Genomic DNA, 16,165 nt, shown 5'->3' on the forward strand with positions numbered 1-16,165 from the left:
ACCCAATAAGATAGGGAATGTTACGATGATTTACATCCCCTGGGCCTCAAAATTCACCCAGACTTTGACAAACTCCTTTGCAAAAGGAAAGGCGAGACCGCCGAATGAAAGAAACAGATATCGAGTGACTTCATTAGATTAACTTGTTAAGTAAATTTTTGATCAAATCTGGATTGATTCCACATCCAGAGTGGCCATAGACAATTGAGACATCACCTGATTGGGTGCGCGCAACCCAATTCACGCCGGAGGCTTATCATGCTGGACGCAACGACCGATCTGAAGTCAATCCTGAAGAACCCCGTATTGCTTGTAACCAAAGCCTATATCGGCGGTCAGTGGGTAGACGGTGACAATGGCACGTTCAAAGTCACGAACCCCGCTCGGGGCGATGTGGTCGCCGAGGTGGCTGACGTCAGCCGTGCTCAGGTCGCCGGAGCAATCGCACAGGCCGAAGCCGCGCAGAAAGAATGGGCCAAACTGACCGGCAAGGAACGTGCAGCCATCCTGCGGCGCTGGTTCGATCTGATGATGGAAAATGCCGAGGATCTGGGCAAGATCCTGACCGCTGAACAGGGCAAACCGCTGGCAGAGGCCATCGGTGAGATCGGCTATGGCGCGTCCTTCATCGAGTTCTTCGGTGAAGAGGCCAAGCGCGTCTATGGCGAGACCATTCCCGGCCATCAGCGCGACAAGCGGATTATGGTGATGAAGCAGCCGATCGGCGTTGCGGCCTCGATCACGCCCTGGAACTTCCCCAACGCGATGATCACCCGCAAGGCAGGCCCGGCTTTGGCCGCCGGCTGCGCCTTTGTTGCGCGTCCGGCCACCGAAACGCCCCTGTCGGCGCTGGTACTGGCGATGCTGGCGGAACAGGCCGGCGTGCCCGCGGGTGTGTTCAACGTGGTGCCCTCATCAAGGGCCAGTGAAATCGGCAAGGAGTTCTGCGAAAACCCCGGCGTGCGCAAGCTGACATTTACCGGTTCGACCGAAGTGGGCCGCATTCTGCTGCGCCAGGCGGCCGATCAGGTCATGAAATGTTCGATGGAACTGGGCGGTAATGCGCCGTTCATCGTGTTCGACGACGCCGATCTGGATGCAGCCGTCGAAGGCGCGATGCTGTGCAAGTTCCGCAACAATGGCCAGACCTGTGTCTGCGCGAACCGTATCTATGTGCAGGCCGGTGTCTATGACGCTTTCGCGGCCAAACTGAAAGCGGCAGTGGAAGCGCTGAAAATCGGCGACGGCTTGACCGAAGGCACCACCACCGGCCCACTGATCAATGCCGACGCAGTCGCCAAAGTCGAGGAACATATCAAGGACGTAACCGACAAGGGCGGCGCGGTTCTGACTGGCGGCCTGCCCCATGATCTGGGCGGCACGTTCTTCCAGCCGACCATCGTGACCGGCGTGACTCAGGACATGCTGGTGGCGCAGGACGAAACCTTTGGCCCTCTGGCCCCGCTGTTCAAGTTCGAGGACGAAGACGACGTGATCGCCATGGCCAATGACACGATTTTTGGTTTGGCCTCGTATTTCTATGCCAAGGACCTGAGCCGCGTCTACAAGGTGGCCGAGGCGCTGGAATACGGCATCGTCGGCGTGAACACCGGCATCATCTCGACCGAGCTGGGCCCCTTCGGCGGCGTCAAGCAATCCGGCCTGGGCCGCGAAGGCAGCCATCACGGCATGGAAGACTATCTGGAAATGAAATACGTCTGCATGTCGGTCTGATCCAATACGGTCTCTGTCCCATTGCGGTGGACAGAGACCCCGCATCGGGATACGCGATCGCGTCGTTGTACAAACAAATCTATGGCTGCGGCCCAATCGACGTTGACACGGCTAGTCTGCGGATTTGTCGCGTATCTGTTCGATTGCACGGGTCGCGAACTTTCCCTGCAACGAACCGTCCACCATCGCTTCCAGCGCGGGCAGCGCAGACGACGCCGCGCTACCTATTTTCCCCAATGCAATAGCTGCTTCTTTGCGGACAAACACCGACGGGCTATCAAGAAGCGCGATCAATTCCGGCACCGCTGACTCTGCCTCAGGACCAAACAGGGCCAGTGATTGGGCTGCCGCCCTCTGATCTTTTGCATCCCCCCGGGACAGATCTGCCCTGAGACTTGCTATGGTTTTTTCCGGAGGCAGCGCTGCCAGGCGAAGCCCATCGTTCAGCCGGGCGTTCAAATGCTGGTTTTCTCCGACCCAGCGGATGATGAAAAGGTAATTTTGAACAGCGTCCTGCATGACACCGGCGTGCTTGCCCTTTTGCCATCGGTCGATGATGGCCCTGCCACCACGCCGATCACCATTCAGGGCCAGAACCGAGGCTGCAAATGGCATCAGCTCAGTGGCCTGCGGGTTTCTGTTCAACTCTTTCTCGATCACATCTGCCGCGCCCGTCAGGTCATCCAATGCGTAAAGAGCCGCCGCTTCAAACAGCGCGTAGTGGCTAGGATAATTGGGATCCAGCCGGGTCGCGGCCTGCACAAAGGCCAGACCTTCCTCTGGCTCACCAGCCGCTATCAAAGCCCAACCCATCGTCAGATGTGCCTCGGGGTCGCTAGGTTGCAGCGCGATGGCTTTCGCTGCTTCTCGTCTGGCGTCTTCCGTCCCCCGACCTACCCCTTCGGTACTGTCCCAATCCGGAAGGTTGAGACTGACAATTGCCCGGATAACGTGCACCAGGGCGGTGTCCTGCTCCATCATATCCCGGTAATACTTGTAAAACAGGCCGATGTGCATTTGCGCGCCTGAACCCGCAAATCCATTCCAGTGATGAAAGATGTGCGGTCGCAAATGCGCCAGGGCAAGCGTCGCCCAAGCACGCCCATAATCCGGGTCCAGTTCCACGGCCTTTTTAAAATGCGGAATTGCCGCAAGGTTGTCCTGTTCGTTGAACTGCGAATACAGCTCCCACCCGCGTTGGAAGGCTTCGCGTGCCGCAATGGTCTGGGTTTCCACGCTTTCGATGGCCTGCCGGCTTTGAGGGTCGAGCGGAAGATCCAGCTTCTGAGCAATTGCGAGAACAATGGTTTTCTGCACTTCAAAGATATCATCGATCGCACCATCGAATCTTTCCGCCCAGATCAATCGCCCGTTCAAAGTGTCGGTCAGGCGAATATTGATCCGGAAATCTTCATCCGCACGTCGCACGCTGCCGTCAACGACGTAACGAACCCCCAGCTCTTCGGCAAAACGTGCGATGTCGATGTTGCTATCGCGGTATGCGAAGGATGAATTCCCGGCGATGACGAACAATCCGGATATTCGGGACAGGTCCGTGATCAAATCCTCAGAGATACCGTTGATCAGCATCTCCTTGGAAGCGTCATCGGTGTAATTCGCAATCGGCAACACTGCGATGGAAGGTAGATCCGGCAAGGGGTAAACCATCTGCGCCTCTGAGGCGCGCAATTGGCCAGTCTTCCACGGTTTTGCCAGATAAAGCCCAACGACCGCCAACGTCACCAGTAGAGCCGCCAGTGGCAGCCATCGGGATTTCCTCTTCGTGCCGCGTTTTCGCGGTGAAGGCAAAACTTCTGCTTCTATGCGAAAAGCCTGAACCGGGTCAGTGATGTTCTTGACGTTCTGTGGCCCGATCAGAGCAAAACCGTAAGGCACTTTGTTGCGCGCATAGTCGACGATGGATTGTGAAACAACGATGCCACCGGGATCTGCCAGAGCCTCGAGCCGCGCGGCAACGTTCACGCCGTCGCCAAGGATGTCACCCCCGTTCGAAACCACATCGCCGACATTCAGGCCGATTCGAAACGTGATGACGCTATCTTGATCGGTTCCCGCGTTTCTCTTTGCAAGGTCGGCCTGAATCTCCACGGCGGCGTGAACCGCATCGACGGCGCTGCGAAATTCGATCACAAAGCTGTCTCCAGCAGTGTTCGCGATGCGTCCTGAATGCCGGGCGATCGTTGGCTCTATGACTTCGCTGCGGATCAGCCGAAGCCTTGCGATGGTACCTTCTTCGTCCAGACCAACCAATCTTGAGTAGCCGGCGATGTCGGCTGCCAGGATAGCTGCTAGTCGACGTTTTGGTCGGCTCTCCATAATACCGAAGACTATCAGGCGGATAATTTGCTGGGAACCAGTTTTCGAGCACGCCAAAAACACAACACCCCGCGTCTGGAGGAACGCGGGGCGTGTGATGCGGCAGCCCGGGAGGAGTGGACTGCCGCAGGATAGTCAGAAGCCTCAGTTCACGGCTTTGGCGTCCACCACATCCTTCTCGATGGCCTTGGCCGAGGTGATCTCGATCCGGCGCGGTTTCAGGGCCTCTGGAACCTCGCGCTTCAGTTCGATGTTCAGCATACCGTTTTCGTGGCTCGCACCGGTGACGCGGACATGGTCCGCCAAGGCAAACCGACGCTCGAACGCGCGGGTGGCGATGCCACGGTGCAGATAGGTGCGCTCTTTGTCTTCAGCGGCTTTTTTGCCTGCCACGACAAGTGAATTCTCTTTCACTTCTACGGCCAGGTCGTTTTCCGAAAACCCGGCGACGGCCACCGAAATTCGGTAGGTGTCGACATCGGTTTTTTCGATGTTGTAGGGTGGATAGCTGGGCTGGGCCCCATCGTTGGTCAGAACGCGATCCATCATGTCGGCGATCTGGTCAAAGCCAATGGTGGCGCGGTGCAGCGGTGCAAAATCAAACGTACGCATGTGTCATATCCTCATTCTTGAGCGATTTGCGATAAGTGCCCTCCGATCGGACGGGCGATTTCGAATATCGAACCCCGTTGTGGCGATCCGATATACATCACATGGGTAGCGATTTCGCCGAGTTCAACCCCCGCCGGAACTGATGAATTTCGCACCAGATCCTGACTTGCCGGAACCGACCTGCAACCGGCGAATCGACGCCTTGGGCTGAGGTGCGTCGCGCCGCATAATAGCCTTGAGTTCGGCGACTATCCCGTCAAGCTCCATGCCAAACCCCACCTTTCTGCGACCGTTCGTGCCTACCGCCGAAACCACAGACAGGATCTGCCAGCGGGAACCGTTTCTCGCCAGAATTGCAGACCCGGAAGACCCGAAAGTAATGTCGCAATCAAAGGTGATCAGACCCTGCCTGCGGTCGATGATACGGCACGACCGTTCTCGTGTGATCGCCTCGGACCGTCCCCGCCCGTACGAGGCGATGCTGATCTCATTGCCCGGAACACGGCCGCTGTGCAGCGCAAAGGGGTCGGCGACCGAGTACGGAATAGGCTCGTTCAGCCGCATCAGTGCCACATCCAACTGGACACCTTCTTGTGAAAGTGGGTTCTGCGAACCATAGCTGGGATGAACGACGATTTGCGTGACCTGACGCTCGGCCAAAGCGTTGCCGTTGCTGAGGCCTGCACGAAACGTGATGTCTTCGGGTACGTAAGTCTTCCCGGTACGACGATCCACCGCACAATGGGCCGCGGTCAGCACCATGTCCTGCGCAATCAACGTGCCGGTACAATACGAGGCGTCGCGGACATCCAGCCGTCCGATCGCCTCCCAACCATAAAGGTCATCCCGATCGGTCAGCCTGCGCTTGTTGGATTGCGCATGCAGCGCTGTTGCCAAGACGCTCAGGCCAAGTAACAGGCTCCAGAAGACTCTCATCATGGCCGAATGAACCTTGCGCCTATGTTCTTGTTCGTTCCCGATCCGGACGAGGAAAGCCCAAATCCTCGCCCCGCAGAAAGTTCGTCACGCAGCAATTTCAGCGAATGCTCAACCGCGGTTCCAATTGCAACACTCTGGCCGTCCATACTGGCCTTGGCCGCTACCACCGATACGATCTGAGGGCGCGCGCCCGCGAAGGAAAAAACCGGTGCCCCCGAGGACCCGAAATCAACATCGCAGGACATGATCATAAACCCGGCCTGCCGGTTCATGACCGAACAGACCTGTTGTAGAGACGGAGCTTCTGACCTGTCATGCGCATAAGACACAACGCCCACTTCAGCGCCGCGTTTGGGCTGATCGCCCGACTCAAATGGAATTACCGCGGTATTACGGATCGGCTGCCACAGCTCGATCAAAGCCACGTCCGCGCTTACCCGGTCGGCCGTAGAATCGTCGCCATATTGGTAATCCGGATGGATCACAGCCTGGCGCGCGGTCCGATACGCCAACGCACGTCCCAAACGCCACCCGGCCAGAAACTCGATATCTGCGGGGTTGATCCGTTGTCCGGATCTTTTGTCAAACAGGCAATGCGCCGCTGTCAGTACAAGCGTCGGCGACACCAGCGTTCCGGTGCAAAACCCTGCGCCGGCGATATCCAACCGCCCGACAGCCATCCACTCGCGCCCCGAATCCGTCGTATTCAGGCTTTCCAGTCCGGTGTCCTGCGCCGTGGCCGCCAACGGCAAGACACAGAGCACGATCGCCTTGATCCAGTTGCGCACGCGGTTCTCCGAGACTCACTTCGAAGCTTTTGTCTTACGTGCCGCGTTGGGCGAAAATAGGGCGGTCAGGCACCGAAGGAATTTCCGTGGAAAATGATGCCCGCTGGCATCAGCATGATTTACCGCAAGACGGGAACCGGGTTCCCTGTTCTGTGCAAGGCCGGTGGCTTTGGCCCGCCCGTCGCCCAGTCCAGCAACTCTACCGTATGAACGATCGGTAGTTGCGTACCAGAACCGATCTGCATCATGCAACCGATATTGCCGGCGGCAATGATATCAGGCTTTTTCGCCTCAAGTGTTCTGACTTTTCGCTGTTTCAACTGGCCCGATATTTCCGGCTGCATCAGGTTGTACGTTCCCGCGCTGCCGCAGCACAAATGGCTGTCGGTAGGTTCGACAACCGTGAAACCCGCGTGGTTCAGCAAATCTTTGGGGTAAGACTTGATCTTCTGCCCATGCTGCAACGAACAGGCGGCATGATAGGCGACGGTCAGGTTTTGGTTTTCGCCCGTCGGCAGGTCCAGCTTGAACAGAAGTTCACTGATATCCATAGCGATTCCAGACACACGCGCCGCATCTTCGGCAAGCGGGTCATTGCGAAACATGTGCCCATAGTCTTTCACGGTGGTGCCACAACCGGAGGTATTGATGACTATGGCGTCCAGTCCTTCACCGTCCATTTCGCGATTCCAGGCTCTGATATTGGCGGTTGCCGCCATATGACTGTCTTGCACCTTACCCATGTGATGGGTCAAAGCTCCGCAACACCCGGCACCGTCAGCGACCACAACTTCGCACCCCAATCGAGTCAGCAGGCGGATCGTGGCGTCATTGATATCGGTGTTCAGCGCCCTTTGCGCGCAGCCCGTCATCAGCGCCACCCGCATTTTTCGTTCACCGCCGGGCGCAAATCTCTGCGGATCATCGTTACGGCTGACAGGCGGGATATGCTTAGGCGCCATGTCCAACATCGCGCGCAGCCGGGCATCAGGCATCAGGAACCTGAAAGGACGGCCCAGCCTGGCCCCGATCAGGGCCCAACGGAATCGCATCGGATAGGGCAGGATCTGCGCCAAAACCCAGCGCAACACACGATCCGTCAGCGGGCGCTTGTAGTTGGCCTCGATATATTCACGCGCATGATCGACCAGATGCATATAATGCACGCCTGACGGGCAGGTGGTCATGCAGGCCAGACAGGACAGGCAGCGGTCGATGTGCCTGACCGTCTTTTCGTCGGGCACACGCCCGTTTTCCAGCATGTCCTTGATCAGGTAGATGCGCCCACGCGGACTGTCGAGCTCATCTCCCAGCACCTGATATGTAGGGCACGTGGCCGTGCAAAATCCGCAATGGACGCAGTTGCGCAGAATCTCGTTCGACCGCTGGATTGCCGGGTCTTGCAATTGCTTTTCCGTGAATGTTGTCTGCATCGCCCTATCCCATCAGTCCCGGGTTGAACAAACCACGAGGATCAAATTTCGCACGCAAACCCTTTGTCAGAGCCGATACTGTTGTTGGTTCCGGTTGAAACCACCCCAGTTTTGTGATCGTTGCGTGGTCAGAACGCACCAGCGTGGCATGACCAGAAAACTCACCAAGTCGGGCACGCACATCCGTGCCGGCCGGGACCCGCAGCCAAACAAGACCGCCGCCCCAATCAAACAGCGCTTGATCCGCTTCAACCCGCGCGGATGTTTCGGCCGCGTCACCAGGTTTGACAGACAGCCGCCAGATATCTCCGCCTTTCCCTTGGAACGGATGAACGTCGCGGATCCCGGTCCAAAGCGTGACGGCATCTCCTTCGTCTGTCACCTCTCCGAAACCTGACAGTACGGCGGTCAACCGACCGATCCGATATGCAACCGAATCCGCAAAGCCTTCGACCCTAAGCAAGGCTTTTCCGTCCTCAGGGTTATAGACGGCCCCGGTCACCTCAAAGGGTGACTTCAACGCAGCAGAAAGAACTTCCACCGCGCTTCCGACGTCCTGCACGGCGACGGACAAGGTCGCCACGCTTTCCGGCTTGGGCAACACCTTCAACGACACTTCGGTCAGAATGCCCAATGTCCCCCAAGACCCGGCCATCAATTTGACCAGATCATAACCGGTAACGTTTTTCATCACCCGCCCGCCGTTCTTGATCACCTGTCCACGCCCGTCGACGAAACGCACGCCCAGCAGGAAATCCCGGCATGCACCGACCTGAATCCGCCGCGGGCCAGAGATATTGGCCGCCACAACACCGCCAATCGTTGGTTCACCCTGAGTTTCAAGCAAACTGCGGTGGTCCATCGGCTCAAACGCCAGCTGCTGACCTTCCGCCTCAAGCACGGCCTGGATCTCTGCCAATGGCGTTCCGGCATTGGCCACAAGAGTAAGCGCCCCGGGTTCGTAAAGCGAAATGCCACGCAGAGCCCCGGTTTCGATATTCGCTTCAGGACCGGAGATTGCGCGCGTACCGCCACCGACGATGCGAACAGGGTCTCTCAACCCGGCCACCATGTCGGCCAGTTCAGATTCTGTTTCTGGTTTCATGACAAAATCCATTATTAGAGCCTGATATTTTAGACATCCGTGCATCGCGGCGGGTTTCCGACACGTTCAGAGGGAACACTTTGGCAGGGTTCAGAAGCCAATCGGGATCAAAAACGTCTTTGACCGCCATCTGCGCCTCAAGATCGGCAGGGGCATATTGATGCGACATGAGATCCCTTTTCTCGATACCCACGCCATGCTCACCGGTCAGGCAACCGCCTTCGTCCACGCATAGTTTCAGAATTTCGGCCCCGAAGGCCTCGCATTTTTCCAGATCACCCGGTTTATTGGCATCGAAAAGGATCAACGGATGCATGTTCCCGTCACCTGCGTGAAAAACATTCCCGACAGGCAGCCCGAATTCTTCACTCAACTCGCCGATGCGGCGCAGCACCGTTGGCAGGGCCGACACCGGGATCGTACCGTCAAGGCACATGTAATCGTTCAACTGCCCCATGGCACCGAATGCAGATTTCCGACCAAGCCAGATTTTTGCGCTTTCTTCGGCTGACTGGCTTTCCCGCAGTTCGACCGGGTTGTGGCGTTTGGCGATCTCGATGATTTTCGACAGTTGATGGTCGATTTCGGCTTCCGACCCTTCCACTTCGACAATCAACAGCGCATGGCAGTCGGGGTATCCGGCGTGCGCAAAGTTCTCGCAGGCCTTTATGCACAGCGTGTCCATGAACTCGATCGCGACCGGCAAAATGCCCGATTTGATAATGTCCGAGACACACCGGCCCGCGACTTCATTGTCGTCGAACCCCATCAGAACCGGCCGCGCGCCTTCGGGTTTGCGCAGAACGCGCAGCGTCGCTTCGGTCACCACGCCCAGCTGACCTTCCGAGCCGCAAATGACGCCCAACAGATCCAGACCGGGCGCATCCAGATACGCACCGCCGATTTCAACGACATTGCCATCCATCATCACCATGGTCACGCCCAGAAGGTTGTTCGTTGTCACACCATATTTCAGGCAATGGGCACCACCTGAATTCATCGCGATATTGCCAGCAATGGCACAGGCCAGTTGCGAGGATGGATCAGGCGCATAGAAAAAGTCCTCTTCCTCGACCGCGCCGGTAACGCTCAGATTCGTGCGGCCAGTCTGCACCCTGATGAAACGGTTGTCATAATCTACCTCCAGCACCTCATTCATCCGCGCGACACCCAGAATGACACAATCGGCAGTCGGCAACGCCCCACCGGCCAGCGACGTACCCGCACCGCGCGGAACGACCGGCACGCCTTCGTCATGGCAAATGCGCAAAACATCCGAGACTTCCTGCGTGCTTGACGGCAACACGGCTAGCATCGGAGGGCATTTGTACGCCGTCAGCGCATCACACTCATAGGCCCGGGTTTCAACCGGATCATGAATGATTGCATCTTTTGGCAGGACCTGCGCCAGCCGGGCGACAACCTTACTTTTCCGGCTCAGAACATCCGCACTTGGCTTTGGCATTTCCATGGCGCTTCTCCCTTTGGTAAAATAATATTACCAATTTACCGCACTGGCAAGTTCCGATCTCCGGTCGTACTGTCGCGCCCATGACCTGGATCGAACGTGCCGCCCTTTTTTCCCCTCTGGATTATTCCGCCATGGCAATATTGCTGGGTGCGTGGCTGTGGATCGGATGGAAGATCGAACATCCTTCGCCACGGAAACGGTCCGTCGCCCTTATGATGGATGGCTACCGCCGCGACTGGATGCACGAGATGGTGACGCGCCAGCCACGCATGTTCGACGCTCAGGTCGTGGCCGCCATGCGGCAAGGCAGCACCTTTTTCGCCTCAACCACGATGATTGCAATCGGGGGCGGTCTGGCCCTGTTGGGTAATACCGAGCGATTGGCCGGGGTGGCTACGGATCTTGCCATCGGCAGTGCACCGGCGATGGTCTGGGAAATCAAGATACTTGTCGTCGTCCTGCTGCTGGCCAATGCTTTCCTGAAATACGTCTGGGCACATCGTCTTTTTGGCTACTGCGCCGTTTTGATGGCCTCGGTCCCAAACGATCCCGAACACCCGCAAGCCTATCCTCGGGCCGGTCAGGCGGCCGAGATCTGCGTGACCGCCGCCCGAAGCTTCAACCGTGGTCTCCGTGCCACCTATTTCGCCCTCGCTTCGCTGGCGTGGTTTCTTGGGCCGATGGCATTGGTCCTAGGCACCGTGATTGCATTCGGTGTCCTGTATCGCCGCGAGTTTGCATCGCAGTCCCGCGCGATCCTCATGGCCCAAACCTCAAACACAGAGACGTGATCCCCATGCACCGCGTTAAACCGTACGTTCGATCCATGCGATATGTGATTCTCAGTGCCCTGCTGGCTGCGCCTGCCCTTGCGGACCCGCCGACAATCGAAAAGGTCCGCGCCAGTTCCAATGGTGATGCCTGGCGGTTTGACGTGACGATCCGGCATCCCGATACAGGCTGGGATCATTACGCCGACGGCTGGCGCGTTCTGGACATGGACGGGAATGAGTTGGGAATGCGTGTGCTGCACCATCCGCATGAGACCGAGCAGCCTTTTACACGCTCGCTTGGTGGCGTGGTCATTCCTGAAAACGTATCTCAGGTGCAGATTCAGGCGCGGAGCAATGTGGATGGCTGGAATGAAGACACCACATTGATCAAATTGGACTGACCTTCAGAATATCCCCATGGCCAGGCCCGCACCCAGTGCGGAACCGATCTCGCGGCTCTGATTCAGTTGATCATTCGGGATGGTCTTTTCGGCCAAAATGGCCTCGGGCGTTTGTGCATGGGTGCAGATGATCAACGGAGGCTGAACCTCTTTCAATCGCCAGCCAGTGGCAATCCGGGCAATCTGGCGGGCGGCATTCTGTCCGTCTGATCCGGCGCAAACCATCTGCGCATATGGGCGGCCCTCGATCTTTCCCAGCACAGGGTAATAGCAGCGGTCAAAGAACTCCTTCATCAGGCCCGAGATCGCCGCCAGATTTTCTGGCGCGCAGAAGATGTAGCCGTCGGCGGCCAGTACATCTTCAGGCCCGGCCTGATCCGCGCGAGCGAGTTTCGTGTCCGCCTCACCTCGCGCTGCTTCAGCAGCCGCTTCGGCCATCTGCCGGGCACCGCCTGTGCGCGAGTGGTAAACGATCAGAAGCTGCGCCATGTCAGACCCGGTGATAGGGACCGCCCGACAGAATGGTCGCGGCCCGATAAAGTTGCTCGGCCAACATCACACGGACCAGCATATGTGGCCAGACCATCGATCCGAACGAGATGGAAAAATCAGCCTCGGCCCGCAGATCAGGGTCTATTCCGTCTGCTCCGCCGATGATCAGCGCCAGATCCTGCCGCCCCGCATCACGCCAACCGCCCAGCTTTTTTGCGAAATCGGGCGAAGACATGACTAGCCCACGCTCATCTAACGTACAGATCACAGCGCCCTTGGGCAGTACCTTGCGCAGCAGCGCGGCTTCGGCACCCATGCCTGCGTTTTTCTTGTCTTCGACCTCGATCACCCGCGCAGGACCAAGGCCCAGGCCACGGCCGGTCCGGTCAAAGCGGGTCAGGTAATCGTCAAGCAGGGATTTCTCCGGTCCGGCGCGCAATCGCCCGACCGCAACTATGCTGATACGCATATCTCTCTCGCCTCCGGCCCCTCAATGCAGGCCGGGATGGCGCCTCAGTTTGCCGAGGCGCTGCCGCCCTGAGGCAGCCACATCTTTTCCAGCTGGTAGAATTCGCGCACTTCGGGGCGGAAGATATGGACGATCACATCGCCCGTATCGATCAGCACCCAGTCGCCGACATCCTTGCCTTCGACCTTAGAGGTGAAACCGAATTCCTGCTTGATGCGATCCGTCAGCTTTTCCGCCATGGCCGAGACCTGACGTGTTGAACGTCCGGATGCAATGACCATGTGATCCGCGACGGACGACTTGCCTTGCAGGTTGATCTGCACGACGTCTTCGGCCTTGTCATCGGAAAGTGAGGAAAGGATACGCTCAAGCAGCTTGTCGCTGATTGACTGAGAGTGGGCCATCATGTTGGCCCGGTCATCGGCGGGCAAACCCGCCTGTGTATGTAGAGACAGGACATAGTCCTCCTTTGCTGCGCGCCGCAAAACCCCGGCGCCGGGGTACTAATAAGGTAGCAAGGGGATTGCAACATTTCAATGAAAGCACATCCAGCCCCGCGCAAGGGTGATCACTCTTCGGCGATCTGTTGCACGTTTGCGTTTTCGGGCAAAAGCCGAACCTCGCGCTGCGGGAAGGGGATCGAGATGCCTTCTTCTTTAAATGCATCCCATAACGCAAGGTAAACGTTACCCCTTATATTGGTCAGCCCTTTGGTGGGATCACTAATCCAGAACCGCAGGACGTAATCCACGCTGCTGTCACCAAAACCGGTAATATGGCAAACCGGTTCATGTTTTCCGCCACTCAGCACGCGGGTCACAGCCTTCACAGCCCGGATCGCCGCCGCACGCACTTTGTGAGGGTCATCCTCATAGCTGGTGCCGAAATCCAGATCCAACCGCACGAATTTGTCGGAATGCGACCAGTTGACCACCTGGTTGGTAATCAGATCCTCGTTCGGGATCAGGTATTCCCGCCCATCCCGCGTGACAACCGAGACATAGCGTGCGCCCAGCGCGTTGATCCAACCGAACGTGTCACCAAGCGATATCACATCACCCGGCTTGATCGAGCGATCCATCAGGATGATGATCCCGGAAATCAGGTTTGACACTACTTTTTGCAGGCCGAACCCGATGCCCACACCTATTGCACCGGACAGCAGCGCTATGCCGGTCAGATCGAAGCCCAGCGTGCGGATCGCGGCCAGAAAAACCGCGCCGTATAGCAGCACCTGTATACCCTTGGCCAATAGCACCTGCATGGACGGGGTGATGTCATCATTGCTCTGCAATCCGCGCTCAGCCGCGCGGGTGCCGATACGCGCCAGCGTCAACAGGACGCCAATCAGCAGAACGGCCTTGAGAATACCCAGCACCGAAATGTGCAGGTCCCCAATGGAAATCGCGACACCATCAAGGAATTCGGCCACGTCATCCGTCAGATTCAACGCAACAAGCGTTGCATAGACCCACATTGCCCACTTGAATATCCGTCGCAGCGTCCGATTGCGGACAAGCCTCGCGACCAGTGCAATCGCCAGCCACGCGGTTGCCAGAGTGGCAATGACCCCAATGAGGTAACTGCGCGACGGCCAGGTGACATGCTGCATAACCTGATACAGGAACCAGGACAGCAGCACGAAATAGACCAGCGTCAGCCGCTGCATCATCTGCACCATGATGCGAAGCCGCCATTTGGGCCATCCGGTGCGGGCACGCGTCCAAGCGTCCCACCCCGGCTGTGTCAGAACTTTCAGAAGGAAAGCCAGCGCCCAAAGGAAAAGGATGATGATCAACTGATACTGCCGCCAGCCCGGCGTAACCACCAACTCGATCAGGTCTTGAAATTCCGAAGAGAACCCCGCGACCATGTTGTTGTAAAGGCCAGACAGCGAGTCGGGGATCAGGTCTTGGTTCATACACGCCTCCTGCGCCGCAGCTTGGACAGCAACGCCGGGCGTTGCAAGCCTGACACCGGTTTTGAACCTTGATTGCAGCGAAGGCGCAGTATATCTGGACCGCATGAGACTCAATGTGGCCCAAGAACAGAATTTGGAAGATCGTGCCCGCTTGCGCGAACGGTTCTTTGGGGCTGCCCGCACGGTCTTGGCACGCCTACCCGTCGCCTGAGCCAACTCGCCAGCCATTTCTCATTACATACGGGAGAGGACCGATGTCCCCCAAAACACTCTATGACAAGATCTGGGATGCCCATGTCGCGCACGAAGCCGATGATGGAACCTGCCTGCTTTATATCGACCGCCATCTGGTGCACGAAGTCACCAGCCCGCAAGCCTTTGAAGGGCTTCGCATGGCGGGTCGTCCAGTACGCGCGCCGGAAAAGACCATCGCCGTGCCGGACCACAACGTTCCGACCACAGCGGATCGGGTGAACGGGATCGAAAACCCCGAATCACGCATTCAGGTCGAAGCGCTGGACAAGAACGCCAAGGATTTCGGCATTCACTATTACCCGGTGAATGACGTTCGTCAGGGCATCGTGCACATCGTCGGCCCCGAACAGGGCTGGACCCTGCCCGGCATGACCGTTGTTTGTGGCGACAGCCACACCGCCACCCACGGCGCGTTTGGTGCTTTGGCCCACGGCATCGGCACGTCCGAGGTTGAACATGTTCTGGCCACGCAAACCCTGATCCAGAAGAAATCCAAGAACATGAAGGTGGAAATCACCGGCAAGCTGCAGCCGGGTGTGACCGCCAAGGATATAACTCTGGCCGTGATTGGTGAAACCGGCACTGCTGGCGGCACCGGCTATGTCATCGAATATTGCGGCGAAGCCATCCGCAACCTGTCGATGGAAGGCCGCATGACCGTCTGCAACATGGCCATCGAAGGCGGCGCACGCGCGGGCCTGATCGCACCGGATGAAACCACGTTCGAATATGTCAAAGGCCGTCCACATGCCCCCAAGGGCGCGCAGTGGGAGGCCGCTCTGAACTGGTGGAAAACGCTCTATACCGATGAAGACGCGCATTTCGACAAGGTCATCAACCTGCGCGGCGAAGACATCGCGCCTGTCGTCACCTGGGGCACCAGCCCCGAGGATGTACTGCCCATCACAGCAACAGTGCCGCAACCCGAGGATTTCGAAGGCGGCAAGGTCGAGGCGGCCCGCCGATCAATCGAATACATGGGTCTGAAAGCCGGTCAAAAACTCAGCGACGTGGAAATCGACACGGTGTTCATCGGTTCCTGCACCAATGGCCGGATCGAAGACCTGCGTGCCGCGGCAAAGATCCTCAAAGGCAAGAAGATCAAGGACGGCATGCGCGCCATGGTCGTGCCAGGATCAGGCCTGGTCCGTGCTCAGGCCGAAGAAGAAGGCCTGGCCGACATCTTCAAAGAGGCCGGCTTCGAATGGCGTCTGGCCGGATGTTCGATGTGTCTGGCGATGAACCCGGACCAGTTGCAACCGGGTGAACGCTGTGCCGCCACCTCGAACCGCAACTTCGAGGGCCGTCAGGGTCGCGGCGGGCGCACACATCTGCTGAGCCCGGCGATGGCTGCCGCAGCGGCAATCACGGGACGGCTGACAGACGTCCGTGAATTGATGTAAGCTGCCCTCATATCTAGGTATTTGAGGGACTG

General features: G+C 58.0%; 15 protein-coding genes. 4 read left to right on the forward strand and 11 right to left on the reverse strand.

The genetic code is table 11. The features are described 5' to 3' along the window. The first annotated feature begins 258 nt into the window (after positions 1 to 258). A complete protein-coding gene (locus D1823_RS14060; RefSeq protein ID WP_117871042.1) occupies positions 259 to 1,734 on the forward strand; it encodes an NAD-dependent succinate-semialdehyde dehydrogenase in 1,476 nt (491 codons plus the stop codon). Positions 1,735 to 1,845: 111 nt separating this feature from the next. Here the strand turns inward: D1823_RS14060 and D1823_RS14065 are convergent, their stop codons facing one another. From D1823_RS14065 to D1823_RS14095, 7 genes are all read right to left on the reverse strand, one after another. Further along, positions 1,846 to 4,071, reverse strand: coding sequence for a HEAT repeat domain-containing protein (locus D1823_RS14065; RefSeq protein ID WP_117871044.1), 2,226 nt, complete (start codon positions 4,069 to 4,071; stop codon positions 1,846 to 1,848). A 144-nt stretch (positions 4,072 to 4,215) separates the two neighbouring features. Further along, the gene (locus D1823_RS14070; protein ID WP_117871046.1) at positions 4,216 to 4,683 is read right to left on the reverse strand and encodes an Hsp20 family protein; all 468 of its coding nucleotides are present in this window, start codon (positions 4,681 to 4,683) and stop codon (positions 4,216 to 4,218) included. A gap of 123 nt (positions 4,684 to 4,806) precedes the next feature. Next, a complete protein-coding gene (locus D1823_RS14075) occupies positions 4,807 to 5,622 on the reverse strand; it encodes a serine protease (RefSeq protein WP_117871048.1) in 816 nt (271 codons plus the stop codon). Continuing rightward, positions 5,619 to 6,410 carry a serine protease gene (locus D1823_RS14080; RefSeq protein ID WP_205511849.1) on the reverse strand — a complete coding sequence of 264 codons (792 nt, stop codon included), beginning with the start codon at positions 6,408 to 6,410 and terminating at the stop codon, positions 5,619 to 5,621. The genes D1823_RS14075 and D1823_RS14080 overlap by 4 nt, the downstream gene beginning before the upstream one ends. 119 nt (positions 6,411 to 6,529) lie before the next feature. Further along, entirely contained in the window at positions 6,530 to 7,843 is a 1,314-nt protein-coding gene (gene glcF / locus D1823_RS14085; RefSeq protein ID WP_117871050.1) for a glycolate oxidase subunit GlcF, read from the reverse strand. Between the two features lie 4 nt (positions 7,844 to 7,847). Beyond that, the gene (glcE, locus tag D1823_RS14090) at positions 7,848 to 8,948 is read right to left on the reverse strand and encodes a glycolate oxidase subunit GlcE (protein WP_117872904.1); all 1,101 of its coding nucleotides are present in this window, start codon (positions 8,946 to 8,948) and stop codon (positions 7,848 to 7,850) included. Next, positions 8,926 to 10,419, reverse strand: coding sequence for an FAD-linked oxidase C-terminal domain-containing protein (locus D1823_RS14095; RefSeq protein WP_117871052.1), 1,494 nt, complete (start codon positions 10,417 to 10,419; stop codon positions 8,926 to 8,928). Before D1823_RS14095 ends, glcE begins: the two co-directional genes overlap by 23 nt. 80 nt (positions 10,420 to 10,499) lie before the next feature. Between D1823_RS14095 and D1823_RS14100 the strand changes: the two genes are divergently transcribed. Next, on the forward strand, positions 10,500 to 11,210 hold the full coding sequence (locus D1823_RS14100; protein WP_117871054.1) for a DUF599 domain-containing protein: 711 nt from the start codon (positions 10,500 to 10,502) through the stop codon (positions 11,208 to 11,210). A 35-nt stretch (positions 11,211 to 11,245) separates the two neighbouring features. Continuing rightward, positions 11,246 to 11,593 (forward strand): hypothetical protein, encoded by a 348-nt coding sequence (locus D1823_RS14105; protein ID WP_117872905.1) that lies wholly within the window; start codon positions 11,246 to 11,248, stop codon positions 11,591 to 11,593. Positions 11,594 to 11,596: 3 nt separating this feature from the next. Here D1823_RS14105 and D1823_RS14110 read toward each other — a convergent pair whose 3' ends face one another. The 4 genes from D1823_RS14110 to D1823_RS14125 form a co-directional block, all read right to left on the reverse strand. Beyond that, complete coding sequence (locus D1823_RS14110) at positions 11,597 to 12,082, reverse strand: flavodoxin family protein (protein ID WP_117871056.1); 486 nt, start codon at positions 12,080 to 12,082, stop codon at positions 11,597 to 11,599. A gap of 1 nt (position 12,083) precedes the next feature. Continuing rightward, positions 12,084 to 12,554, reverse strand: a complete 471-nt coding sequence (gene rlmH / locus D1823_RS14115; protein ID WP_117871058.1) for a 23S rRNA (pseudouridine(1915)-N(3))-methyltransferase RlmH — start codon at positions 12,552 to 12,554, stop codon at positions 12,084 to 12,086. A gap of 44 nt (positions 12,555 to 12,598) precedes the next feature. Further along, positions 12,599 to 12,961 carry a ribosome silencing factor gene (rsfS, locus tag D1823_RS14120; RefSeq protein ID WP_117872906.1) on the reverse strand — a complete coding sequence of 121 codons (363 nt, stop codon included), beginning with the start codon at positions 12,959 to 12,961 and terminating at the stop codon, positions 12,599 to 12,601. 161 nt (positions 12,962 to 13,122) lie between these two features. Continuing rightward, positions 13,123 to 14,475: a mechanosensitive ion channel family protein gene (locus D1823_RS14125; RefSeq protein WP_117871060.1), complete on the reverse strand. Its 1,353-nt coding sequence runs from the start codon at positions 14,473 to 14,475 to the stop codon at positions 13,123 to 13,125. Positions 14,476 to 14,729: 254 nt separating this feature from the next. Between D1823_RS14125 and leuC the strand changes: the two genes are divergently transcribed. Beyond that, on the forward strand, positions 14,730 to 16,133 hold the full coding sequence (gene leuC, locus D1823_RS14135) for a 3-isopropylmalate dehydratase large subunit (RefSeq protein ID WP_117871062.1): 1,404 nt from the start codon (positions 14,730 to 14,732) through the stop codon (positions 16,131 to 16,133). Positions 16,134 to 16,165: the final 32 nt, after the last annotated feature.

The organism is Ruegeria sp. AD91A, from assembly GCF_003443535.1.
In the GTDB taxonomy this organism is placed as follows: Bacteria; Pseudomonadota; Alphaproteobacteria; order Rhodobacterales; family Rhodobacteraceae; genus Ruegeria.